The sequence below is a fragment of the Paenibacillus sp. NPDC055715 genome, from assembly GCF_053617595.1.
The window spans coordinates 448,656-471,524 of the sequence record NZ_JBSHGA010000001.1 but is presented as its reverse complement, the minus strand read 5'-3'; the positions used below and the strand labels follow the sequence as shown (position 1 = coordinate 471,524).

The following is a 22,869-nucleotide window of genomic DNA, read 5'->3' as shown; positions in this document are numbered from 1 at the left end:
GCTGACGGGCATCCCTTTTCCTTTAATGTTGAAAATTTAGGCTTGGGTTCGCGGAGCCTCTCCAGCACCCACTCAAGCTGAAACTTTCCCCGTCGCCCCTTTGCTTTGTCCTACTTCCCCGGTATAATAGATTTCGTATGCATTGATAGTGTACATAGAAAAGCATGTCCCAAAACATTGAAAGAATGACATTCTAATCGTTGGAATATGACCGTTCTATGGAAAATTGAATTTGCAAGTAAACAATGAAGCGGAGGATGTAAACAATGCTTTTTATTCACATGATCGGCTCGCTATCGCTGGGCTTTTATTTATTGCTCCCCTTCGTAGTTGGCAAAATCGACAAGCTGGCTCCCACCGTGCAGGAAGGGACAATATCGGCTGTTCAGCTATTGAACCGTTTAGCTCAATTTGCACTGATCATTGTGCTTGTTAGCGGTATCTATATGATTTTTGCCTGGGGTCCATATTCCGTGGCATGGATCGTCGTCATTTTGCTGCTTTTTCTGGCTATTTCCGGCATCGCAGGTGCTATGGGCAAGCCGTTACGTTTGTCGCTGGAAGCGATTCGTAACCAACAGCCCATTACGCAATACGCTGGGAAAATGCGTATGTTCAGTACACTGCTTGCTGTATTCCTGATCCTCATCACGTTTTTAATGGTATACAGCGATATTATTTAATGGAGCATTGAATCGAAAGATACAAAATGCTGAATGGAAGAAAGACGGTTTGTGCTGAATAAGCACAAGCCGTTTTTTTGTGCGTTCAACGAACTTCATGCTTATTTTTCATTTAACGTACAAGCCCGTGTGGTAAATCAAGAGTAGAGTGGGTGCAAATGTTGCATCCTATAAGTATCTAATCTTGGAAGGAGAATGCACGATGGCCAAAAGCAATCAGATCCAACAAACCTTGCCTCCGCAGCATCAAGAACAGCAACCGGGGATTGAGTCCAAAATGTCGCCTGCACCTCAGTTTGAGAAGTCTACTTATAAGGCGGCTGGCAAGCTAACAGGTAAAGTCGCACTTATTAGCGGTGGCGACAGTGGAATCGGACGTGCTGTAGCCGTTACATACGCCAAGGAAGGTGCTGACGTAGCTATCGTTTATCTGAACGAGCATAAGGATGCAGAAGAAACGAAGCGTCAGGTAGAGCAGGAGGGCCGCAAATGCGTGCTGATCCCCGGCGATATCGGAGATGACCAATTTGCCAAAAAAGCAGTTCAACAGACGGTTAACGAACTGGGCAAGCTGGATATTGTCGTGAACAATGCCGCAGAACAGCATCCGCAGCAAAAGCTGGAGGATATCACGAAAGAGCAACTGGAGCGCACATTCCGCACGAACATTTTCGGTATGTTCTTCCTGACGCAAGCGGCATTGCCGCATTTGAAGAAAGGCAGCGCCATTGTTAATACCACGTCGATTACGGCCTATGCCGGGAACAAAACACTCATTGATTATTCGTCCACCAAAGGGGCGATTACTTCATTCACCCGTTCTCTTTCGCTCAATTTGGTTGATCAAGGCATTCGGGTAAACGCTGTAGCACCAGGTCCGGTCTGGACACCGCTGATCCCTTCAACCTTTGACGCCAAAACCGTCAGCGAATTCGGAGGTGCGCAGCCGATGAAACGTCCCGGTCAGCCGGAGGAGTTGGCGCCAGCCTATGTGTACCTCGCCTCAAATGATTCATCTTATGTAAGCGGACAGGTGATTCATATCAACGGCGGTGAAGTCGTAAACGGATAAGAGAGAGGTTGGGGCAGCGTGTGCCCTGACCTTTTTTCCTTTTTAACAGTGGAACAAAAAGCAGGTGGCCTGTAGAATGGGACTTAACTTACATAGCTGTTATGATCATAAAAATTTCTACTCAACTAAAGGATGGGCATATTGTATGAAGTCGTTTCGTTTCAGGCTTACCTTGATGATGTTGATTTTGATCGGCGTATCTGTCCTTGCTGCCGGAATCACCATGGGACAAATTTTTAAAAACTCGAATATGAAGGTGCTTGAGGAAAATATGGGGCGTGAGATCGACCTGCTTCGTGCTACATTTCCCTTTGTCAGCGCAGACACTCTTTCCAGTACCGATTACGTCTCCTACTATTCGGAAAAGGCAAAGGAAATTGCACGTCTGACCGAATCACGGGTGACCTTCATTCGCAAGGATGGAACGGTAGTTGGTGATTCACTAAGCGATCCGCGCAAGATGGAGAACCATGCATCACGTGAAGAAATCCGGGAAGCCGCGTCAGAAGGAATCGGACAGACGATACGCTACAGTGAAACTTTGCAGCGAAATATGCTATACGTGGCAGAGCCTGTCGTATCCGACAAGGGGTTCGACGGATATATCCGTTTGTCCATGAATCTGAAGGCGGTGGAGGAAGGTGTGCAGCGCGGATGGACGGCGATTGGCATTGGTCTGGTCTTGTTGTTCCTTGCCGCTGGATTGGTCAGTTACCGTATCGCACGTGGCCTAACCTCGCCTATTGAGCATATTACAGGCGTAGCCAATCGTATTTCCGGGCTGGATTATGACGCAAGAGTTGGCATACAGCGCCGGGATGAGGTAGGGCAACTGGGTGAAGCGATTAACCGCATGGCGGACAGCCTGCAGAACCAAATGAAAACGATTCGTGATAATGAGGATCTGCTTCAGAGCGTCATGAGTAATATGACCGGAGGGATTCTTATGATTGATGCCGGAGAGTGCATTGCGCTTGTCAACCGTGAGTCTGAGCGGATGCTCGGTGTCACTAGCAAACGGGTGACGGACAAGCCGTATCATGAGCTGAAAAAGCACTACGAATTGACGAAGCTGATCGAGGGCAGTATACAAAGCCGTGAAAGACTGCACGGTGAGGTCCATTTGTATAATCCCGAGGAACGGCTGATTTTGCTCGATGGTGTGCCGATGTATGAGGATGAAGGCGGATATCGCGGTATGTTGTTCCTTTTGCAGGATATTACAGCTATTCGGAGGCTCGAAAATATGCGGAGCGAATTTGTGGCGAATGTTTCCCATGAGCTAAAAACGCCGATTGCCGCAGTTAAAGGCTTTGCTGAAACGTTGCTCGGCGGCGGGGTTAAGGATGAAGAAACATCCCGTTCCTTTTTGCAAATTATTTATGATGAAAGCGAACGGCTGAATCGGCTGATCGGCGACATTCTGGAGCTGTCCAAAGTTGAATCCAAGCGTTCTCCGCTGGATTGCTCTCCGGTTCAAGTGTCCTCGTTTATAGAATCATTGCTGGAAAAACTGAATAATGTAGCTGCCAAAAAGAGAATTACACTGCACATGGACGTTCCGGATGAACTGTTTATGGAGGCCGATGAAGATAAGCTCCAGCAGATTTTTGTAAACCTTTTGTCTAATGGCATTAACTATACACTCGACGGTGGCAAGGTGAAAATCAAGGTTGTAACGGTGCAGCGGGAGAATGACACGGAGAAGGTCGTATTTACGGTTAGCGATACGGGCATCGGGATTCCGAAGAGGGACCTGCCGCGCATCTTTGAGCGTTTTTACCGGGTGGACAAAGGACGTTCGCGCAACTCGGGTGGAACCGGTCTGGGATTGTCTATCGTCAAGCATTTGGTGGACCTACATCATGGGGTGCTTTCCGTAGAAAGCGAGCTTGGTTTGGGCACGACATTTACGGTTGAGTTGCCGTTGTTGCAACAGGAAGAATGAATTAGATCGGTTTTTACATTCTGTTAACAATGCCGTGATAAAATATACGGGTGTCGCATGAGTATGGAAAAGATTTTGAAATTTTGACCAATGCGCCTTTAAAAGGTAAACAGGAGATGAATTTATTTATGGGACAACGCTTGCTGGTTATTGAGGATGAACCAACGCTTGCCAGATTGCTATCCTACAATTTGATACAAGAGGGGTTTGAAGTAGATACGGAGGATCATGGCAGTGCGGGGTTTGAAAAAGCCTCCAGAGAGTCCTACGATTTGATTCTGCTGGATTTGATGCTGCCTGGTATGAACGGGCTGGATATTCTGAGCAGACTTCGCCATCAGGGCCTGACAACACCAATCATTATTTTAACAGCCAAAAACGGCGAAGCCGAGGTTGTCCAAGGATTGAAATCAGGAGCGGACGATTACATCACGAAGCCTTTCGGTGTTTCCGAGCTGCTGGCCCGCGTAACTGCGGTGCTGCGTCGTACTTCCGGCGGGGATGAAGGCGTGCTATCCGATCAGAAAGACGGCTCCAAAATTCAATTAGGCGAGCTGGAGATTTATCCTGAAAAATATGAAGTGATTCTCGGAGGACAATCCATCAACTTAAGACCGAAGGAATTTGAGGTGCTTCTCTACTTGTCGCGTAAGCCGGGCGTGGTATTGACTCGCGACGATCTGATGAACGCGGTCTGGGGCTTTGACTACATCGGCGGTCAACGGACGGTGGATGTGCATGTTAGCTCATTGCGCAAAAAGCTGGAGCTGGACCCCGATTCGGTTCATATTGATTCGATTCGTGGGGTCGGATACAAGCTGGTTGTTAATAAAAAAAGAAGCGCTTCTCATTTGCTATAAATGAGAAGCGTTTTTCTTTGTGTTTGATTTTTGTATTCGACGATTTTTGTGTACATTTCGCTAACATGAACAGACGTTACAATCAACAAATGACCGATATGCTTTGAAAGAGCTGTTAGCACTTATGAAAACGCAAGAAGATATCCCTTGTGTTATTGTCGTTCATAAAAATGGCCTTCCGTTGGGCATTATGATGAGAGATGCGTATAACCGCCATTTTACGGGCAGGTTTGCTGCGGCTTTGTTTTATGACAAGCCTGCGGCCATATTTGCCGACCCCGATCCATTAATTGTGGATCTGGAAAGCAACGAAATGTCCCGCTCCGCAGAGGAAGCGGCTTTGAATGCAGCCGGGATTGCACAGGAGCTGGAGCTTATGCTGAATTCCTGATCATTTTACATACCGTTAACAAATCCACCACACTGAATTTACACACAGCTTATATAATCTTCATATTGTGCAAATCAGGTGCAATGCTTGAGGACCATAACTGCAACACGAAGGAGATCATAAATCAATGAATGATTCCGTTATTCGGATTGATAAGCTGAACTTGTATTATGAAAATGTTCACGCGCTGAAACATATAAACCTGGATATTCCCGAAAAAACGGTAACAGCCTTCATCGGGCCGTCCGGCTGCGGTAAATCTACCTTACTGCGTACGCTGAATCGGATGAACGATATGATACCGGGAACGCGTATTGAAGGTACGGTGAGTATCGCAGGTAAGGATATATATGGTGATACGATGGAAGTAGAAGCTTTGCGCAAGCAGGTGGGGATGGTTTTTCAACAGCCTAACCCGTTTCCTAAATCTATTTATGATAACGTGGCGTACGGCCCGCGTCTGCATGGAATTCGGCAAAAGGACAAGCTGGACGAACTTGTTGAGCAAAGCTTGCGGCAGGCGGCACTCTGGGAAGAGGTTAAGGACTTTCTCAAGCGTTCAGCCCTGAGCTTGTCCGGTGGACAGCAGCAGCGTCTGTGTATTGCCCGGGCGCTTGCTGTGCAGCCAGATATTTTGCTCATGGATGAGGCGACGTCAGCGCTGGACCCGATCTCCACAATGAAGATTGAAGAACTGATTCAAGAGCTGCGCGACAGGTATACGATTGTCATGGTGACGCATAACATGCATCAGGCGGCTCGTGTATCCGGTCGGACTGCGTTTTTCTTGAACGGTGTCGTGGTAGAGGCGGCGGATACAGAGACGATGTTTTCCACGCCGCAGGATTCCCGTACGGAAGATTATATTTCCGGCCGATTCGGCTAAAGCCAACCAGATTAGTAATGCCAGGAGGGGGGACTTCGAAATGATACGCAGAAAAGGTTTTGATGAAGGATTAGATGAGCTGAGAGCCGTACTGCGCGATATGGGTGCACATGTATCGAAGGCACTCGATCAGGCTATCGAATGTTTGCAGACCAATAATACGGAATTGGCCCAGCAGGTGGTCAAAAATGATGCATCCCTCAATGCGTTGGAAGAGAACATTCTCGATATGGGCTCCAAGCTCATTATTACCCAGCAGCCGGTAGCTAAGGATTTACGCCGGATCATTGTTGCTTTTAAAATTTCCAGTGATCTGGAAAGGATGGGGGATTTGGCACTCGATATTGCCAAGGTCACGCTGCGTCTGGAAGGGCAGCAGGTCATCAAGCCGCTGGTGGATATTCCACAGATGGCTTCGATTGTTAAAGAGATGATTAACGACGCCATTACATCCTATTTGGATGAAAATACAGATTTGGCTTATAAAATGGCCAAAGAGGATGATCGTGTAGATTCCATGTATAGCCATATGATCAGCAATCTGTATGTATTTATGATAGAAAAGCCTGAGGAAGCTCCACAAGGCATGCTGCAACTGCTCGTTGGACGATATATTGAGCGGATTGGTGACCATGCGACGAATATCGGTGAAAGCACCGTATATCTCGTGACAGGGGAGCGGCCGGATTTGAACCAGTAGGGATTTCTAGGTATATAGCGGTTGTTTCTGACCCAGACTTGTCTTTGTGCAAAAGGCGAATCTGGTTAGGAAACAGCCGTTTTTTTCTGAAAAAGGAGCCTTTATGTTAAGATAGGAAAAGGAATGCGTAAAACGAAAGAACCTTTTGAATGCATTGATGAACTTGCGAGGTGCTAAATGGATAAACTCATGCTTATAGATGGCAACAGTATCATTTACCGGGCGTTTTTCGCTATGCCGCCGTTAACGAATTCGAGCGGACAGCAGACGAACGCGGTGTACGGATTTACAACGATGTTGCTGCGGCTTTTGGAGGAGCACAAGCCGACGCATATACTGGTTGCCTTTGATGCCGGAAAAATAACGTTTCGCCATAAAGGATACGAGGATTACAAGGGTGGACGGGAGAAAACGCCGCCGGAGCTGTCCCAACAATTCCCGCTGCTGAAAGAGCTGCTGACCGCCTTTGGCATTGCCCAGTTTGAGCTGGATGGCTATGAGGCGGACGATATCATTGGAACCCTGTCTAAAACCGCCGACGAAGCTGGTTTTAACGTGCTGGTGGTTACGGGAGACAAGGATATGCTTCAGTTGGCTTCAGACAACGTCACTGTAGGCTTGACCCGCAAAGGGGTTACCGAGGTGGAGACGTACAGACCTGAGCAGATTCAGGAGCGATACGGCTTGAAGCCGTTGCAAATTATCGACCTCAAAGGCCTGATGGGCGATACGTCGGACAACATTCCGGGGATTCCGGGTGTGGGGGAAAAGACAGCGCTCAAGCTGCTGCATCAGTATGGATCGGTCGAAGAGGTGCTGGCGCATACGGATGAGCTGAAAGGCAAAATGAAAGAGCGCGTCGAAACGCATGCAGATGATGCGCGGATGAGCAAGGAATTGGCGACCATCTATCGGGATGTAACGCTGGATAAGCAACTGGAGGATGTCGTCTTCGGTGGGCTGCAAGCTGAAACGGCGGGGCCTGCTCTGGCGAAGCTGGAGTTCAAGTCCTTGTTGGAGCGTTTATCCTTTTCGGGAGAGGTTGGCAGTGCAGGCATAGACGTAGAGGAAGCCGCGGCTGACGTGACCGTACTGGACGAGCAGCGGATTGGCGAGCTGGTAAATGTACTGGATACCGTCGATCTGCTACATGTGGAGACCCATGGCGATAATCCGCATCATGCTGAAATTGTGGGGCTGGTCTTCGGCGGAGCGGGGCGACAGTTTTTTATGACCTTGGATGTACTGCAAACTGATGCAGCCAAGCCTGCCCGTGAATGGCTCGCTGATGCTGGGCGCAAAAAACGGGGGCATGATCTGCACCGTACGGATTTAGCCTTGCATTGGCACGGAATCGAATTTGCCGGGGCCGAGTTTGATGTGCAGTTGGCTGGATATTTGCTGGACCCGACGGATGCAAACCAGTCACTGAGTGGATTGGCAGCCAAGTATGGCTTGTCCTCGATTCGTCCAGATGACGAAGTATTCGGCAAAGGCGCTAAATATAAAGTACCTGACGTGGATGTGCTGTCCGATCATGTGGCGCGCAAGGCTGCGGTGATTGAAGCACTGGTGCCTGTACAGCAGGCCGAGCTGGAAAAAACGGAAATGCACAAGCTTTTCCATGAGCTGGAGATGCCGTTGTCCCGGATTTTGGCGGATATGGAGAAGCAGGGCATTTTGGTAAACGTGGAAGAACTACGTGCTTTGGGTAAAGAATTTGAAGCCCAGATTGAAACGCTGGTGCGCGAGATTTACAGCATTGCCGGTGTGGAGTTCAATCTGAACTCGCCCAAGCAGCTAGGTGAAATCTTGTTCGATAAGCTGGGCCTTCCTGTTATCAAAAAGACGAAAACCGGGTACTCCACCGATGCCGAGGTACTGGAAAAGCTCGCCCCCTATCATGATATTGTGCAAAACATTTTGCAGTACCGTACCATTGCGAAACTCCAATCCACGTATGTGGAAGGATTACTTAAGGAAATTTCGGATAAAACGGGTAAGCTGCATACGTATTTCCGGCAGACGGTCGCGGCTACAGGACGCTTGAGCAGCCAGTTTCCCAATTTGCAAAATATTCCGATTCGCCTGGAAGAGGGACGCAAAATCCGTAAGGTATTTGTGCCATCCGAGCCGGGTTGGTCTATTCTGGCGGCGGACTATTCGCAGATTGAGCTAAGGGTGCTGGCTGACATTTCGGATGATGAGCGATTGAAAGAAGCCTTTCTCCACGACATGGACATCCATACCAAGACCGCGTCCGATGTGTTCGGCATTCCTGCGGAAGACGTAGATTCTAACATGCGGCGTTCTGCCAAGGCGGTTAATTTCGGGATTGTCTACGGGATCAGTGATTACGGTTTGTCGCAAAACCTGAATATTACGCGCAAGGAAGCGGCTCGCTTTATTGACCAGTATTTTGACGTGTTCCAGGGCGTTCGCCGTTACATGGATGATATTGTGAAGGATGCGAAGCGGGACGGATACGTAAAAACGCTGCTGGAACGCAGACGTTATTTGCCGGAGATTAATGCTAGTAACTTCAACCTGCGTTCGTTCGCGGAGCGTACCGCAATGAATACCCCGATTCAGGGCACCGCAGCCGATATTATCAAGCTAGCGATGGTACAGATGGACGCGGCGCTTCGCGACCGTAATCTTCGTAGCCGTATGCTGCTTCAAGTACATGATGAGCTTGTTTTCGAGGTTCCGCCGGAGGAAATGGAAACGATGAAAGAGCTTGTCCCGGCTACGATGGAAGCGGCGATGAAGCTGTCTGTACCGCTCAAAGCGGAGGTCAGCTATGGTGGGAATTGGTATGAAGCGAAATGAGTTATTTCAATGAGCAGATAGTCCCCTTTTAACGCTGCTTCCGTTATAATATAGGATGAGGTGAAGACATCATGCCGGAATTACCGGAAGTAGAAACGATTAAACGAACATTAAACGAGCTTATCGTCGATAAACATATAGATCATGTGACCGTGAATCTGCCGCGCATCATTCAGCGGCCTGATGATATACACGCTTTTGCTATGGAACTGGCTGATCATCGGATTACAGGGGTGGAGAGACGCGGGAAGTTTTTGCGGATTCTGCTGGACGGGCTGGTCCTCGTTTCCCATCTCAGAATGGAAGGGCGATATGGCCTGTATTCGCAAAATGATCCTGTGGAAAAGCATACTCACGTTATTTTTCATTTTACGGATGGTACGGAATTACGCTATCAGGATGTTCGCCAATTCGGCACGATGCATTTATTCACGGAAGGACAGGATTTGCTGGAAAAGCCGCTGAACAAGCTCGGTTTGGAGCCGATGGACGAGTCCTTTACACCGGAGGCGCTTCGCGTCGCTGTGGGGACCCGTTCGACTTCAATCAAGGCTGCGCTGTTAAACCAGTCATATGTCGTGGGCATCGGGAATATTTATGTGGATGAGTCGTTGTTTAAGGCGGGTATACATCCGGCACAGCCAGCCAAAAGTCTGGATGAAAACCAGTTTCGTGTGCTGCACGAAGCTATTATTTCCATATTGAGCGCGTCGATTCTGGTCGGAGGCTCGTCCATCAAATCATTCGTCAACGGACAAGGCGAAGCGGGCGACTTTCAGCATCAATTGCAAATCTACGGACGCAGTGTTAAGCCTTGTGTTCACTGTGGTACATTGATCGAAAAATCCGTCGTAGCCGGACGTGGTACACATCATTGCCCGGTCTGCCAGCCTCTGCGTTAAACAGGTACAGTCACCCAAAACCCATACCTTTCATATATTGATTCCAGGTACCAATACTGCGAAGGGTTCCGGCTGCTTTAATGCCCTTCCTTCGCAATGGGAGGGAATTGGAGTGGCTAATCATTGGGGAGCCCTGCTGCTGCTGGCATTTGCACTAAGTCTGGACGGTTTTGGAGTCGGTGTTACATATGGGCTGCGTAAAATGAAAATTCCGCTGCTGTCCATTGTCATCATTTCAGTATGTTCAGGTTTGGTCATCGGCATATCCATGCAGCTAGGCGCGTTGTTGTCCCAGGTTCTGTCTCCTGTATATACGACCGTTTTTGGCTCTGTCATCCTGATTGGAATTGGCTGCTACTCTTTGTATCAATCCTTGCATCGCAAGGAGGATCTGATTGATGAACCTGATCCTGAGAACAGTAATGTTCCGGCGGGGGAGAAATCTTTAGAACTACAAGAGGAACGGACCGTATTTTCTTTGGAATTCCGCAAATGGGGCCTCGTTATTCGAATTCTCCGAAGTCCGTCTGCTGCGGATATGGACCGTTCGGGTAGCATCTCCGCTACGGAGGCGGTTTGGTTAGGTATCGCTTTATCGGTTGATGCGTTCGGTGCAGGATTGGGAGCAGCTATGTTGGGCTTCCAGCCACTCGCTACCGCGCTGGCTATTGCGTTATTCAGCGGGACATTTTTGATTGCGGGTATGAAAGCAGGTTTCTGTCTGTCGGCATTCAGATTTATGAAGGCGCTGGGTGTGTTACCGGCATTATTATTGATTATGATGGGCATATTGAAGCTGTTATGAGGTGAAAGAGCATGAATATCGGATTAACCGGAGGTATTGCTACCGGTAAAAGCACCGTGTCGGCTCTACTGGTCGCCAAGGGTGCGCTGCTGATCGACGCAGATGCCATTGCCCGGGAAGTGATGCTTCCGGGGCATCCGGTGCTGGCGGCGGTCATACAGCATTTTGGACAAGCTGTGATGAACAGTGACGGAACCCTGCACCGCAAAAAACTGGGCGAGATTGTATTCGGAGATCCTGCCCAGCGGCAGGTGCTTAACGATATTACACATCCTGCAATTCGTGAGGAAATGCGTACGCGTATGGAATCTTTCGAGCGGGAACATTCGGACAAGCTTGTTTTGGCGGATATCCCGTTACTGTTCGAGTCCGGGCTGGAGAGTTTGTACGATGAAATTATGGTGGTATACGTACCACGCGATGTGCAGCTCCAACGTCTGATGCTCAGAGATGGATTGACCGAGGAACAAGCCGGACTTCGGTTGTCCGCGCAAATGGATATTGAACACAAAAGAAGTCTGGCCGATATCGTCATCGACAATAGCGGAACACAGGCTGAAACCAAACAGCAAATTGATCAATTCTGGCAGCGAAAGGGACTTGCATGAATATTTTGCGCAAAAAAAGAGTCCTGCTGACTTTGTTTGTCGGATTTGTCTTGATTCTGTTTTTTAATTCAAACTGGATGTCGTGGTTCTATCCGATTCATTATAAGGATGAGATCCGGCAATATTCGCAGACATATGAAGTGGACCCGTTTTTAGTAGCGTCCATTATCCGTGTTGAGACGAACTTTAAGACCAGCAAACAGTCGCACAAGGGTGCACTGGGACTCATGCAGATCATGCCCGATACTGCGAATTGGATTATGGACAGCGCCCAAATCCAAAAGGTTCCGCTGGATAGCGTCAAGCACGAGCCGGGCACCAACATTGAACTGGGAACCTGGTATGTGCATAATCTGTCGGTGAAATTTAAGGACAATCCGGTAGCTATCGTTGCGGCTTACAACGCAGGCCCCGGTAAAGTACAGGAGTGGCTGGACAAGGGTGTATGGGATGGGAAAGAAGAATCCATCAAGCAAATCCCTTTTGGCGAAACACGACATTATGTACAGCGGGTTATTTACTACTACAGGCAATACACGAAAATTTATAATCAGTTTTAATGGATGACGAGGCTGCGTGTAAATATGTCATGACACATCAGCCTGATGGCATTAAAATGAAAAAAGCGCAGGACAGGCTGTTTTTAGCAGCCCATCCGTACACTTTTTCTTGTTACTTCTGCGTTACCGCGATTATTGGTATTGACCTGCCAATTGTTGTTCGGCGATCGTTACGAGGCGTTTTGTGATGTAGCCCCCGATCGAACCGTTCTCATAGGAAGTCATGTTACCTTGGTATCCATCTTGAGGAATGCTGATACCCAGCTCTTGAGCGATTTCATATTTCATTTGCTCCAGAGCGCCGGAGGATCTGTTAACTACCAGGTTGTTGGAGTTGCCATTGTTTCCTTGTGCCATTGTTGTTCACCTCCTCGCGACATGGTAAACATATTATGAACCGTTTCGACAAAATTATTACGAAAAAGTATAGGGAATTTATTGGGAAAAGGAAGTGATGAATTTATGAAATGTCCGTATTGTGCCTACAATGGAACAAAAGTGCTGGACTCGCGGCCTGCGAATGACAACAAGTCCATCCGCCGCCGCCGCGAATGCGAGCAATGTGCCAGGCGTTTTACCACCTTTGAAATGGTGGAGGAGACTCCCCTGATGGTCATTAAAAAGGATGGCAGCCGTGAAGAGTTCAGCCGTGATAAAATGCTGCGCGGTCTCATTCGGGCCTGCGAGAAGCGTCCCGTATCCGTCGAGCAACTGGATATGATCGTATCTCAGGTGGAAAACGCCATCCGCAACACAGCCGCTACAGAGGTGGATAGCCAGCAGATCGGCGAGCTGGTCATGGAACAGCTCTATCCTGTTGATGAAGTTGCCTATGTTCGCTTTGCATCCGTATATCGGCAGTTCAAAGACATCAACATGTTTATGAAAGAACTGAAAACACTGTTATCCAAAGATACAGCCAGCGACTGATCGCTGACTGTATCTTGGTTTATGGTGGGAAGGTGATTATATTTTTTTATAAAAGTATTGACACAGGGGTAAAAATTTTATATGATATAGGAGTCGATTCAAACAGATGATTGAAATTATATAAAACGGGGCCTTAGCTCAGCTGGGAGAGCGCATCGCTGGCAGCGATGAGGTCAGGGGTTCGATCCCCCTAGGCTCCACCATAATAATATGGACTCTTAGCTCAGTTGGTAGAGCAGTTGACTCTTAATCAATTGGTCCAGGGTTCGAGTCCCTGAGAGTCCATCCTTTAAAAAAACGGCAGAAATGTCGTTTTTTTTGTTTTGAATTTAACTTCGTTTTCCTTCGTGGTCACACGTTTGGTCAAAGAAGGCCCTAATTTTCCATAGCCCATTCAAGAGCCGAAGCCTCGTCATGCAGAAATTTTTGTCGTTCCTCGTACAAGCGCCGCGCTTCCCGATCTTGGCTTGGAAACTCCAGTGTATCCAGCGTAGGAAGTCATGCATTTTTCAATCTGACCCACAGAGACATTTAATTTACGCAGCAATAAAATATGGGAAAGCTGATAAATTTCATGAAGTCCGTACATTCGATATTGATTTTTTTCTGTGTATGACGGATACAGGATCCCCTTTTCTTCAAAATATCGCAGTTGATGTACAGATACATTCATAAGCTGTGAAAGCTGGCTGATCGTAATGTGTTCTTTCAATGACAAGACTCCTTATGGTGTAGTTGAATAACTTCACTATAAACCTTGGGCCAGACCTAAGGTCAATAGCAAATTGACGACAGCAAAGGATGAGCAAATGAACGAACATAAATGATTTACCTGTCAGTGATAACCCGTTATAATCATAAGATTAGTGAGCATAAGCAGATGTTCAGGATAGTAGCTGGAATGGGGAAATCATGTTGAAGACTTTCAAAAAGGTATATATTGAAATTACAAGTATCTGTAATCTCGCTTGCAGCTTTTGCCCTCAAACACAGCGTGTCAAAAAATTTATTGATCCGGAAGTCTTTCGGAATGTGCTTGATCAGGTCAAGCCGCATACAGACTACATTTATCTGCATGTAAAAGGAGAGCCGCTGCTCCATCCGAAAATTGATCTTTTGCTGGAGAGCGCTCATGAAAAAGGATTGAAAGTGAATATTACCACCAACGGCACTTTGCTGCCCAAAACCGGACATAAGCTGTTGGGCCAACCCGCGCTACGGCAGATGAATTTTTCGCTTCACAGCTTTGACGGGCATGAAGGTTCGGTAGATCGGGAAGGGTATTTGGGCAATATTTTTACGTTTGTAAGGGAAGCTGTGAAGCATAACGTCATTATTTCGTTCCGTCTCTGGAACCTGACTCAAGATAATTTGACTAATGTGCAGCGTCAGCGCAACCGGGAGACACTTGAGCGACTGGAGCAAGAGTTTGGGTTAGACTACCGGATTGAGGAAAAAGTTATACCGGGCAGTGGGGTCAAAATCGCACCAAACGTTTATTTGAATCAGGATCACGAATTTGAATGGCCGAGTCTCAGTGCCCCGGAGGATGATGGCAAAGGCTTTTGCCATGCGCTTCGCAGCCAGGCGGCGGTATTGGTGGATGGAACGGTTGTCCCTTGCTGTTTGGATGGGGAAGGCGTAATTAACTTAGGTAACGTGCATGAGCAATCTTTTTCTGACATTGTTGAAGGGGAGCGCGCAAACCGCTTGTACTTCGGGTTCTCCAAGAGAGAAGCGGTGGAAGAGCTGTGCCGCAAATGCGGGTACCGTAAACGATTTGGAACATAATAGACATTTGGCGAGTGCAGATTTCGAATCTCTGACAAATCGCTACCCCCGTTTTGAGTTTAAACCCATAGGAAAAGGCCGCTAGACATTAAGGATTTCTTGGTGTTTAGCGGCTTTTTTTGCGTACATATAACCTATTCACATTCAACTTTTAGCCAGTGCTTTGGCGTGTTGTTTGCCTGCCGAGAGAAGGTTGTCGCTCAGTTCAGGATCATTAACTGAACGTGCAAGCACAAGAGAACCGACCATGCTGCTGAACAATGCCCTAGCTTTGGACAGATCTATTCCCGCCAAATTGGAGATAAACGTAATCATTCGTACCAGCTCCTGCGTGAATATCTGCCGGATTTCTTCGGAAGAACGGGCTATTTCTACAGACAGGGCAGGAATAATACAGCCCATTTCTGTTCGATCACGGTGATGGGTGCTTAAATAGTAGTCTATGACAACATTAATTTTGGGATCTTGCTTTTCTTGGTCAACGGCCTTCTGAAGAAGTGCGAGGGTATCACTAACGGCATAGCGACAGGCTTCGGCGACTAGCTGTTCTTTGTTGTCAAAGTGTGAATAAAACCCGCCGTGAGTTAATCCGGCGCCTTTCATAATAAAAGGCACGCTTACATCGTGGATACCGTTGGCGCGAAAAGCCTGGGCAGCACTTTCAACGATCTTCCACCGCACTTTCATCTTATGGCCTTTTGGATAAGGCATTGTACTCACTCCACGGTTTCATAATGCTAACTTCAAAATATTATAACCATCATAATAAAAAGTGTCAATTTGTCTTCTTGCTACGACAACTTCAGCATGGATGATCACGACTATTGACGTATTTTAAATATGATGACTATAATATATTATGGTCATCATATTTAAATCAGACTATTTTAACAGGGGGTATTTGGTTATGAGCAAGCTTGAATCTATAGATACACTGGTCATTGGATCAGGTCCGGGAGGTTATGTGGCGGCATTGCGTTCTTCTCAGCTTGGAATGAAGACAACGATTGTCGAACGCAGTCAGCTAGGTGGAGTCTGTACGCATGTGGGCTGCATACCATCCAAAGCTTTGATTGCCGAAGCACATCGCTATGAGGTACTCAAGCAGTTAAATCAAACAGATGCAGCAGCGTCATTCATGAATGCTCAAGCTTTCAAACAGGGGATTGTGAATAAGCAGGCAGGCGGAGTCGGCTATTTAATGAAAACAGCAGGTGTGAGTATTCTGGAAGGGGAGGCAAGCTTGGTTGACGAGCATACAGCCATTATCAAGCAAAATGGAGCGGAACAAACCATTTCCTTTAAGTATGCCATATTGGCAACTGGTTCCCGTCCAATCGAGCTGAGAGCCTTTCCGTTCGGCGGACGTATTTTATCCTCTACAGAGGCGCTTTCGCTCCCAGAGGCTCCGACCAGTCTAGTCGTGATAGGCGGTGGATATATCGGCGTCGAGCTTGGACAGATGTATGCCAAATTTGGAACAAAGGTAACGATTCTGGAGGGAGGGGGGCGGATACTACCGGGGTTTGAAGCGGATCTTGTGGCGCCTGTTGTCAAGCAGTTGAAAACAGATGGTGTAAACATCGTAACTGGGGCGACAGCCGAAAACGTCGTGCAGAATGCGGATACCATTACGCTGCATTATTCAAAAGATCAGGAACAGCATCATGTTACCGCAGAATTTGTATTAGTTACTGTAGGCAGAAAACCCAATACAGATGGCAGGTTAGGACTGGAGCACATTGGCTTGCCAGTGACGAGCAGGGGGCTGATCGAGACGGACGAACAGTGTAGAACAGCTATTCCGCATATTTTTGCCATTGGAGATATTACGGCAGGTCCAGCGCTTGCCCATAAGGCTTCCTATGAAGCGAAGATTGCGGCAGAGGCGATTGCAGGTCAAGCTGCTAAAGTGGACTATAAAGCTATGCCGCTGGTTGTCTTTTCTGAACCGGAGCTGGCCAGCGTTGGCCTAAGTGAAACCGAAGCAAAGGAAAAATCCTTACCCATTGTCATTGGCAGAGCTTCTTTTACGATTAATGGCAGGGCATTGGCATTGAGAGCAGCAGAGGGGTATATCAAAATCGTAGCAAAACAGGACTCGGGAGTCGTGCTGGGTGCACAAATCGTGGGTGTCGAAGCATCAACGCTCATTTCGGAGCTTGCTCTGGCTATCGAGATGGGAGCAACCGTAGAAGACTTGGCTCTAACTATTCATCCCCATCCTACACTGGGAGAAGTAATCATGGAGGCTGCGGAGAACGCGGTTAGAAAAATGGACAGTACAAAGTAGAGGCTCCGTACAAAATCACTTCATTGCCTGTGAGAATAATTATCAACTATAATGAGTTATAGTTTGATATGTAAATGCGATCAGGTACGTGGATAGTTTGGATCGGAGGCTGGACAAAAGCAATGCAATTAAATGATCACATCTTGCTCTGGAATCATGTTTTTATACAAGTAATGGATGTTCGTCATAAGAAAATGGGTGAAGGGGAGGAACTGCGGAGAGTGTGAGGTATCCGGATGCTCATTCATTAAGCCGCAGCTTCAAGAAATACAAGGGATTATCTCCCGTACGATTCAAAAAAGAGTGGCAGCATCATGTCAGGGTGCAAGATCAGGATATACCCCAAACGATGCTAAAATATGCCCTTCAGCAGACGCCCTCCACACGTTATATTGATACCGAATTATCAATATTGGTATAACGCGGAAGGAGATTTATTTATGCACGGAAGAGTCAAAATAACGGCCATGATGATTATGCTGTGTTTGGCGGCTTTTATCATATCTACATTAGAATTCGTTGGGAATGTAGTTGCAGCATCTTTGAAGGTGAAGCTATGATTCAATGCTTTTAGGTTTGTTGTGTAGATTGAGTGATAAAAACAATGACCTTTCTCACATAAACGACATATTCCGACACGAAAACGACATATTCCGACACCGTAATGCCATATTTCAACAAGTGTTGATAGGCTATAATAAATTTCAGTGACAACTGGTTGTCACTGAAATTTATTAGAGTCAGGATTGGTGGTTCAAATAATGAAGCTGGCAACAAAATTAACTTGGATGATGCTCGTCATATTGTTTCTCGTAGGATCCTCCATTGGATACTTCGGGTATCATACCGCTTACCATCAAGTGGATGAAGCCGCAGGGATTGAGCTGGTGGGCTGCGCCAATATTACGACCGGGCTTATAGATCCTAAGGATATATCAGCTCTAGTCAGTGGAGATAAGAGCAAACTTGCAGCCGTTGAAGACCGGATCGGCTGGATCGTGGCACATAAACCTATTTTTAAAGAGGCCTTCATTCTCTCTCTGGATGGAAAAATTCTCGCCGCCGACTCCAACTTCAAGCAAAGAGGCTATCAAGCTGGCGATTCCTTCTACTTCGCGGACGAAGACAAGGAAATGATAACTTCTATGAAGCATTCTGCATACTCCAAGGTTTATACATATGAAGGAACCTCGCTCAAAACCGGATATGGCCCCATTTATCAGGACCATGATCCCAGCAAACCTATTATTGCACTGATGGCCATCAATTTTGACGGCTCTTTAATTCAGGAACGGACGATGGATATTATTGTTCAGCCCTTCATTATTGCGGGCTCCATCTTCATCGTGGCTATGCTTGTCGCTTACCTATTGATTCGCCGTATGGTAAGTCCACTTACCAAGCTGTCAACCTCTGTGAACACCATTACCAAGGGCGACCTTACCCAAGAACCGCTACTCTTCAAAAGTAAGGATGAAATCGGGAATCTGGCCCGCGACTTCAACGATATGACAATGAACCTGCGCAAGTTGATTACTCAGGTCAATGACACCTCCACGCTGGTCGCTTCTTCCTCCCAGGAGCTTTCTGCCAGCGCTCAGGCAACAAACCGTGCCGGAGAGCACAGCGTAAATGTTACGATTGAGCTGGCTGATGGGGCGCATACCCAACTGGAGAACCTGGAAGAAAGCTATAAAGCCGTTCAGGATATATCACGATTCATTAGCGATATTGCTGGCAATGCGGACATCGCGATGAACAAAGCCGCGGATAATGTCCAAAAAGCGCGTCTTGGCCGGGAATCAATGGATTCCACCACCTCCCAAATGGGAATTGTGAGCGAAAGCATCGGCGATCTCTCAAGCATTATTGATACGCTTGGCAGCCATTCCAAAGAGATTGAAAACATCGTCGGCACCATCACCAGCATCGCCGAGGAGACCAACTTGCTGTCACTGAATGCGGCGATAGAAGCTGCACGCGCCGGAGAAGAAGGCCGAGGCTTTGCCGTTGTTGCCGACTCTGTCCGCAAGCTGGCCGAACGATCTTCCATATCCGCTAGACAAATCAGCGAGCTGGTCATTCTAATTATCTCCCAGATGGACAAGGCGGGAGAAACTATGAAACGTTCCACGGACGAAATGCTGCAGGGCAAGGAACTGATCATATCGGCCGGACGCTCCTTCTACGAGATCGAAGTCTCCGTCTCCGATATGTCTTCCCAAAGCGAGCAAATATCAGCTACAGTCCGGGAGTTGGCGCTGATCTCCGAAGGGCTCGTTGAAGCCATTCAGAATATCGTAACGGTCTCCAATCATACGGCTGAAGGGGCGGAGTCCTTGTCCGCCGCTTCGGAGCAACAGCTTGCTGCCATGCAAGAAGTGGAATCCTCCGCAGCGCTTCTCTCCTCACTGGCCGAGAAGCTGCAGATTTTGGTGGAGAACTTCAAGATTTAGAAATTTATTCTAGTTATGTGACTGAAAGAACAGTCTGTATCCATCGAGGATAAGCTTCGTGAAACCGGGTCATTTGAGCAATTCGTAGATCGTAGAGCTATTCAAACAGGAAGACAAGGCTTCATCGCTGTATTACATGAGTGAATGTCTAACAGATAGAGAAAACGTCCAGACTGTGTTCTATATGTATGGTTCAGAACTCTTATTCGCTGGAGCTTCAGCTCGACACTATGGTCAATCTCTTATTGGCCCACAAAAAATAAAGCTGAATACAACTTTAAAAAATAGGCCTATATCCTGATTCGTGCAGAACGTGTATACATTTCCGATAAAGAAAAATAAACCGCTAAATACGAGGGGAAACCCTGTGTTTGGCGGTTTTTTTATGGTTATTTTATGATGAGTCAGCTCAGTCCCTTATGGTAGTTGTCACTGCAACGTCCCACTTACAAATACATTATAGTATCCGCTACTGGTGGGAACGGCAAGCCCTTTTCCCGCGACTGAAATACCACTATTATTCGTAAAACTTTGTACCGGGATGATGATCGCTCCCCCTAAAATGTCTCCCAGCACCACAGTAGCTGTGTAACGATTGACGATTGGAGCGACATTAATATTCGTTGTGACAAATGTTTCCATAAACGATGCTGCCTGCTTTCAGATAGTTTCGAATAATAGACATAGGAATTCCTCCATTCCTAATATTCCAGATGTATCTCATAGTTTATGTCTATCATCTGGATATGAATTGGATGGGGAAAGTCTCTAATTACTGCTTTTGTATCAAGCTTCTTGTGGCTCTTGTGACAATTCGTTTCGTTTCTTTTGTATCCGAAGCCTTCAGCCACGCATCACAAACTTGAAGCACCCATTTCGGCTTGGTTTTACTGGCATCATTCAGCCAATTGCTTACGGAGTCCTGGACATATTTGACCGGGTCGGATTGAACAGCTTCCAAAAGTGGAAGTGCCAGCTCTGGGTGTTCTTTCAGTTCAGGAATGTGCTTGGCCCAGACACCTTGTGGCCGGGTCAATTCGATGGCAAAACGACGTATATTAGCATCTTGATCCCGCACCCAATCGTTTAAAAGCATGAGCGATTCCGGCAGTTGCATGGCTACGGGCCCTCTTACAGCCATCCAGGCAATTTCACGCACTCCGAAATGGGGGTCCGCTGCAAAGGGGTGAATGCCTGTTAATTTTTGCTCAACACTTAAACGGGGGTCAATTCCGACGATATAGGCAGCCCAGCAGCGAATGCTGTCTGAAGGATGGGAGGCCATGACTTTAAAGATTCGAGTATGTTCTTGATGTGTTTGTTGCTTGAACAAGTTCAGCCATGCTTGCGCAATCGCAGGGATTATTTTCATGATCTTCTTTTCCTTATAATGATCCAATTCGGACAGGAAGATATCGGATGATCGCTGCAATCCAAACTCATCAAGTGCATTTTGTAGCAGTAAAGCATGGTCGACAGCTAGCCATTCGGTGAGATTCACCGTCTGAAGCTGTCCTTGCTGTAGTAGATGAAGCACATCATCAGGAATGTCTGTTCCCTTGCGAGCCCCTTTTCGTTGTAATATCGAATCTGGAATTAGGAATTGTTTTTTAGGAATCATATATTGCCCCCATCAGTGCAGATAGATAAGAATTATTTTTTAATGGTAATTCTAGAGAGAGCGTAGAATTTGTAATACATCTGCAGGCTCCATTCGTTTTTTATAGTCAGCCTCAGCAAATCCAGCACGAATAATACCTTCTGAATCAATTACATATGTAGCGGGTACAGGCAGCTCCCAGGCACTGTCGCCATTAAATGTATCCAGTGAAATGTCTAATGATCTGTAAATTTCATGTGCATATTCAGGGAGTTTAAATTTAAGATTGTATTTTTCTGCTGTTTGATTATGCAGGTCACTTAAAACATGAAAGCTCAATTCGTTCTTCTGTTGCATGCTCATTGAATGTTCAGGAGTTTGCGGACTCACGGCAATCAGTTGAGCATGGAGTGACGTCATCTCATTCATGTACCGTTGGTAGGCTTGGAGCTCCAGATTGCAGAACGGACACCAATGTCCTCTGTAAAAGATAAGAACAACAGGTCCCTTTGTCGTTTCTTCAGATAGTGTTATAACTCGGCCTGTATAGTCGGGTAAGCTAAAATCAGGCGCTTTGGTCCCGAGGCTGAGTCCATTCGCGGTATTCGAATCACCAATTTTCTGGATCGTTTTCTCAAATACATCCACCATCTTTTGTGGGAGCATTTTTTCCATATGGGCTTTGGCTGCATTCAGTTCCCTTTGCAAATTTTGATTGGCCATTTTATTCACTCCATATCGTATATTTTCTAGTAGGTATACGATACTTCTTTTCTCTGGACTATAGATGTAATGTAGCTTACAACTCCAGCAGCTTTTCGCGATGGATATAAATCGTCTTAAAGCCGGTCTTAATGACCTTTTCTTTTACAAGCTCCTGTAAAGTAGCAGTTACAGCTTCTCGGGTTGCTCCGACTAAATGAGCGATTTCTTGATGGGATAGAGGAAAATTGATTTTATAATACTCATCTTGACTTTGGAGAGCGAACTGATCGGACAGCTTTATAAGAACATACAAAATTTTATCCTGTAAATTCCCCAAAGCCAGATGTTGGGCCAAACGGCTCATGCCCGAGATTCGATCGCTTAACACTTTAATCAAGTTCATCATGAATCGCGGATGTTGCAATAAAAAATGTTCGAATCGGTTTTTATCCATCAAACAGATATCGCATTCTTCTATGGTTTCTATATACATATCCCGTGTTCCTAATGAGATGATGTCCATGTCACCAAATACATTTCCTTCGCTGAGGATATCCAAAGTAAATTGCTTCCCGTCAGCATTCAGCTTGTACAGACGCACCTTTCCCTTTTTCACAAAATAAAGTCCCTCGGAAAAGGAATCCGGGGTTTGAATAAATGTATTTTTCGGTATGGTCGTAATGGAGGTCATTTGATCCATTTCAATTAAATCTTCTAATGAGAGACTATGAAGCAAATTAAATTGGGACAGGTATTGAATGCTATTCATATGTTCTCCTTTTCGTTGCTTAGGGTATACAGAATCATAATATAATTATAGCTTTTCTAAAGCATTTTGGCCTCTATT

22 protein-coding genes, 2 tRNA genes and 2 pseudogenes are annotated in these 22,869 nt (G+C 46.7%); 18 read left to right on the top strand and 8 right to left on the bottom strand.

Annotated features, from left to right (window positions below):
- Positions 1 to 266 precede the first annotated feature (266 nt).
- The 12 genes from ACWGOO_RS02205 to ACWGOO_RS02150 all read left to right on the top strand — a co-directional run bounded on the left by ACWGOO_RS02205 (position 267) and on the right by ACWGOO_RS02150 (position 12,247).
- Positions 267 to 683 carry a hypothetical protein gene (locus ACWGOO_RS02205; RefSeq protein WP_452481110.1) on the top strand — a complete coding sequence of 139 codons (417 nt, stop codon included), beginning with the start codon at positions 267 to 269 and terminating at the stop codon, positions 681 to 683.
- A 202-nt stretch (positions 684 to 885) separates the two neighbouring features.
- The gene (locus tag ACWGOO_RS02200; RefSeq protein ID WP_452481109.1) at positions 886 to 1,755 is read left to right on the top strand and encodes an SDR family oxidoreductase; all 870 of its coding nucleotides are present in this window, start codon (positions 886 to 888) and stop codon (positions 1,753 to 1,755) included.
- A 145-nt stretch (positions 1,756 to 1,900) separates the two neighbouring features.
- On the top strand, positions 1,901 to 3,703 hold the full coding sequence (gene pnpS / locus ACWGOO_RS02195) for a two-component system histidine kinase PnpS (RefSeq protein WP_452481107.1): 1,803 nt from the start codon (positions 1,901 to 1,903) through the stop codon (positions 3,701 to 3,703).
- 128 nt (positions 3,704 to 3,831) lie between these two features.
- The gene (locus ACWGOO_RS02190; RefSeq protein WP_452481105.1) at positions 3,832 to 4,563 is read left to right on the top strand and encodes a response regulator transcription factor; all 732 of its coding nucleotides are present in this window, start codon (positions 3,832 to 3,834) and stop codon (positions 4,561 to 4,563) included.
- Positions 4,564 to 4,687: 124 nt separating this feature from the next.
- The gene (locus tag ACWGOO_RS02185; protein ID WP_452481103.1) at positions 4,688 to 4,954 is read left to right on the top strand and encodes a hypothetical protein; all 267 of its coding nucleotides are present in this window, start codon (positions 4,688 to 4,690) and stop codon (positions 4,952 to 4,954) included.
- Between the two features lie 127 nt (positions 4,955 to 5,081).
- Positions 5,082 to 5,840, top strand: a complete 759-nt coding sequence (pstB, locus tag ACWGOO_RS02180; RefSeq protein WP_452481101.1) for a phosphate ABC transporter ATP-binding protein PstB — start codon at positions 5,082 to 5,084, stop codon at positions 5,838 to 5,840.
- Positions 5,841 to 5,880: 40 nt separating this feature from the next.
- Positions 5,881 to 6,540, top strand: a complete 660-nt coding sequence (gene phoU, locus ACWGOO_RS02175; protein WP_452481099.1) for a phosphate signaling complex protein PhoU — start codon at positions 5,881 to 5,883, stop codon at positions 6,538 to 6,540.
- 177 nt (positions 6,541 to 6,717) lie between these two features.
- Positions 6,718 to 9,372: a DNA polymerase I gene (gene polA, locus ACWGOO_RS02170; protein ID WP_452481097.1), complete on the top strand. Its 2,655-nt coding sequence runs from the start codon at positions 6,718 to 6,720 to the stop codon at positions 9,370 to 9,372.
- A gap of 71 nt (positions 9,373 to 9,443) precedes the next feature.
- Positions 9,444 to 10,274 (top strand): DNA-formamidopyrimidine glycosylase, encoded by an 831-nt coding sequence (gene mutM / locus ACWGOO_RS02165; RefSeq protein ID WP_452481095.1) that lies wholly within the window; start codon positions 9,444 to 9,446, stop codon positions 10,272 to 10,274.
- 112 nt (positions 10,275 to 10,386) lie between these two features.
- The gene (gene ytaF / locus ACWGOO_RS02160; protein ID WP_452481093.1) at positions 10,387 to 11,079 is read left to right on the top strand and encodes a sporulation membrane protein YtaF; all 693 of its coding nucleotides are present in this window, start codon (positions 10,387 to 10,389) and stop codon (positions 11,077 to 11,079) included.
- Between the two features lie 11 nt (positions 11,080 to 11,090).
- The gene (coaE, locus tag ACWGOO_RS02155) at positions 11,091 to 11,687 is read left to right on the top strand and encodes a dephospho-CoA kinase (RefSeq protein ID WP_452481091.1); all 597 of its coding nucleotides are present in this window, start codon (positions 11,091 to 11,093) and stop codon (positions 11,685 to 11,687) included.
- Positions 11,684 to 12,247: a lytic transglycosylase domain-containing protein gene (locus ACWGOO_RS02150; protein WP_452481089.1), complete on the top strand. Its 564-nt coding sequence runs from the start codon at positions 11,684 to 11,686 to the stop codon at positions 12,245 to 12,247. Before coaE ends, ACWGOO_RS02150 begins: the two co-directional genes overlap by 4 nt.
- A 132-nt stretch (positions 12,248 to 12,379) precedes the next feature.
- Here the strand turns inward: ACWGOO_RS02150 and ACWGOO_RS02145 are convergent, their stop codons facing one another.
- Positions 12,380 to 12,604: an alpha/beta-type small acid-soluble spore protein gene (locus ACWGOO_RS02145; RefSeq protein WP_354453478.1), complete on the bottom strand. Its 225-nt coding sequence runs from the start codon at positions 12,602 to 12,604 to the stop codon at positions 12,380 to 12,382.
- Positions 12,605 to 12,709: 105 nt separating this feature from the next.
- On the opposite strand from ACWGOO_RS02145, the gene nrdR reads away from it, so the two are divergent.
- From nrdR to ACWGOO_RS02130, 3 genes are all read left to right on the top strand, one after another.
- Positions 12,710 to 13,177, top strand: a complete 468-nt coding sequence (nrdR, locus tag ACWGOO_RS02140; RefSeq protein ID WP_013309614.1) for a transcriptional regulator NrdR — start codon at positions 12,710 to 12,712, stop codon at positions 13,175 to 13,177.
- Positions 13,178 to 13,304: 127 nt separating this feature from the next.
- Positions 13,305 to 13,380, top strand: a tRNA-Ala gene (locus ACWGOO_RS02135).
- Between the two features lie 9 nt (positions 13,381 to 13,389).
- Positions 13,390 to 13,462, top strand: a tRNA-Lys gene (locus tag ACWGOO_RS02130).
- A gap of 96 nt (positions 13,463 to 13,558) precedes the next feature.
- Here ACWGOO_RS02130 and ACWGOO_RS02125 read toward each other — a convergent pair.
- Together ACWGOO_RS02125 and ACWGOO_RS02120 are read right to left on the bottom strand one after the other, a co-directional pair.
- Positions 13,559 to 13,666 (bottom strand): annotated as a pseudogene (locus ACWGOO_RS02125) (Rpn family recombination-promoting nuclease/putative transposase); the annotation flags it as partial.
- Position 13,667: 1 nt separating this feature from the next.
- A pseudogene (locus ACWGOO_RS02120) lies at positions 13,668 to 13,889 on the bottom strand (MerR family transcriptional regulator); the annotation flags it as partial.
- Positions 13,890 to 14,089: 200 nt separating this feature from the next.
- Between ACWGOO_RS02120 and ACWGOO_RS02115 the strand changes: the two are divergent.
- Positions 14,090 to 14,968, top strand: coding sequence for a radical SAM/SPASM domain-containing protein (locus ACWGOO_RS02115; protein WP_061828666.1), 879 nt, complete (start codon positions 14,090 to 14,092; stop codon positions 14,966 to 14,968).
- Between the two features lie 144 nt (positions 14,969 to 15,112).
- On the opposite strand, the gene ACWGOO_RS02110 is transcribed toward ACWGOO_RS02115, so the two are convergent.
- Positions 15,113 to 15,679: a TetR/AcrR family transcriptional regulator gene (locus ACWGOO_RS02110; protein ID WP_452481084.1), complete on the bottom strand. Its 567-nt coding sequence runs from the start codon at positions 15,677 to 15,679 to the stop codon at positions 15,113 to 15,115.
- A gap of 196 nt (positions 15,680 to 15,875) precedes the next feature.
- Between ACWGOO_RS02110 and lpdA the strand changes: the two genes are divergently transcribed.
- Positions 15,876 to 17,261 carry a dihydrolipoyl dehydrogenase gene (gene lpdA, locus ACWGOO_RS02105; RefSeq protein ID WP_452481082.1) on the top strand — a complete coding sequence of 462 codons (1,386 nt, stop codon included), beginning with the start codon at positions 15,876 to 15,878 and terminating at the stop codon, positions 17,259 to 17,261.
- Between the two features lie 761 nt (positions 17,262 to 18,022).
- Positions 18,023 to 19,717 carry a methyl-accepting chemotaxis protein gene (locus tag ACWGOO_RS02100; protein ID WP_452481080.1) on the top strand — a complete coding sequence of 565 codons (1,695 nt, stop codon included), beginning with the start codon at positions 18,023 to 18,025 and terminating at the stop codon, positions 19,715 to 19,717.
- A gap of 429 nt (positions 19,718 to 20,146) precedes the next feature.
- On the opposite strand, the gene ACWGOO_RS02095 is transcribed toward ACWGOO_RS02100, so the two are convergent.
- From ACWGOO_RS02095 to ACWGOO_RS02080, 4 genes are all read right to left on the bottom strand, one after another.
- Positions 20,147 to 20,359, bottom strand: coding sequence for a hypothetical protein (locus ACWGOO_RS02095; RefSeq protein WP_452481078.1), 213 nt, complete (start codon positions 20,357 to 20,359; stop codon positions 20,147 to 20,149).
- Positions 20,360 to 20,489: 130 nt separating this feature from the next.
- Positions 20,490 to 21,302, bottom strand: a complete 813-nt coding sequence (locus ACWGOO_RS02090) for a DNA alkylation repair protein (RefSeq protein ID WP_452481594.1) — start codon at positions 21,300 to 21,302, stop codon at positions 20,490 to 20,492.
- 87 nt (positions 21,303 to 21,389) lie between these two features.
- Complete coding sequence (locus ACWGOO_RS02085; RefSeq protein WP_452481076.1) at positions 21,390 to 22,040, bottom strand: peroxiredoxin-like family protein; 651 nt, start codon at positions 22,038 to 22,040, stop codon at positions 21,390 to 21,392.
- A 76-nt stretch (positions 22,041 to 22,116) separates the two neighbouring features.
- Positions 22,117 to 22,791, bottom strand: a complete 675-nt coding sequence (locus ACWGOO_RS02080) for a Crp/Fnr family transcriptional regulator (protein ID WP_452481075.1) — start codon at positions 22,789 to 22,791, stop codon at positions 22,117 to 22,119.
- Between the last annotated feature and the right edge of the window lie 78 nt (positions 22,792 to 22,869).

What these genes read in the sequence shown, in the direction of transcription:
- ACWGOO_RS02205 (WP_452481110.1), top strand. Translation starts at nt 267, where the DNA reads ATGCTTTTTATTCACATGATCGGCTCGCTATCGCTGGGCTTTTATTTA.
- ACWGOO_RS02200 (WP_452481109.1), top strand. Translation starts at nt 886, where the DNA reads ATGGCCAAAAGCAATCAGATCCAACAAACCTTGCCTCCGCAGCATCAA.
- pnpS (WP_452481107.1), top strand. Translation starts at nt 1,901, where the DNA reads ATGAAGTCGTTTCGTTTCAGGCTTACCTTGATGATGTTGATTTTGATC.
- ACWGOO_RS02190 (WP_452481105.1), top strand. Translation starts at nt 3,832, where the DNA reads ATGGGACAACGCTTGCTGGTTATTGAGGATGAACCAACGCTTGCCAGA.
- ACWGOO_RS02185 (WP_452481103.1), top strand. Translation starts at nt 4,688, where the DNA reads ATGAAAACGCAAGAAGATATCCCTTGTGTTATTGTCGTTCATAAAAAT.
- pstB (WP_452481101.1), top strand. Translation starts at nt 5,082, where the DNA reads ATGAATGATTCCGTTATTCGGATTGATAAGCTGAACTTGTATTATGAA.
- phoU (WP_452481099.1), top strand. Translation starts at nt 5,881, where the DNA reads ATGATACGCAGAAAAGGTTTTGATGAAGGATTAGATGAGCTGAGAGCC.
- polA (WP_452481097.1), top strand. Translation starts at nt 6,718, where the DNA reads ATGGATAAACTCATGCTTATAGATGGCAACAGTATCATTTACCGGGCG.
- mutM (WP_452481095.1), top strand. Translation starts at nt 9,444, where the DNA reads ATGCCGGAATTACCGGAAGTAGAAACGATTAAACGAACATTAAACGAG.
- coaE (WP_452481091.1), top strand. Translation starts at nt 11,091, where the DNA reads ATGAATATCGGATTAACCGGAGGTATTGCTACCGGTAAAAGCACCGTG.
- ACWGOO_RS02150 (WP_452481089.1), top strand. Translation starts at nt 11,684, where the DNA reads ATGAATATTTTGCGCAAAAAAAGAGTCCTGCTGACTTTGTTTGTCGGA.
- ACWGOO_RS02145 (WP_354453478.1), bottom strand. Translation starts at nt 12,604, where the DNA reads ATGGCACAAGGAAACAATGGCAACTCCAACAACCTGGTAGTTAACAGA.
- nrdR (WP_013309614.1), top strand. Translation starts at nt 12,710, where the DNA reads ATGAAATGTCCGTATTGTGCCTACAATGGAACAAAAGTGCTGGACTCG.
- ACWGOO_RS02115 (WP_061828666.1), top strand. Translation starts at nt 14,090, where the DNA reads ATGTTGAAGACTTTCAAAAAGGTATATATTGAAATTACAAGTATCTGT.
- ACWGOO_RS02110 (WP_452481084.1), bottom strand. Translation starts at nt 15,679, where the DNA reads ATGCCTTATCCAAAAGGCCATAAGATGAAAGTGCGGTGGAAGATCGTT.
- lpdA (WP_452481082.1), top strand. Translation starts at nt 15,876, where the DNA reads ATGAGCAAGCTTGAATCTATAGATACACTGGTCATTGGATCAGGTCCG.
- ACWGOO_RS02100 (WP_452481080.1), top strand. Translation starts at nt 18,023, where the DNA reads ATGAAGCTGGCAACAAAATTAACTTGGATGATGCTCGTCATATTGTTT.
- ACWGOO_RS02095 (WP_452481078.1), bottom strand. Translation starts at nt 20,359, where the DNA reads ATGGAAACATTTGTCACAACGAATATTAATGTCGCTCCAATCGTCAAT.
- ACWGOO_RS02085 (WP_452481076.1), bottom strand. Translation starts at nt 22,040, where the DNA reads ATGGCCAATCAAAATTTGCAAAGGGAACTGAATGCAGCCAAAGCCCAT.
- ACWGOO_RS02080 (WP_452481075.1), bottom strand. Translation starts at nt 22,791, where the DNA reads ATGAATAGCATTCAATACCTGTCCCAATTTAATTTGCTTCATAGTCTC.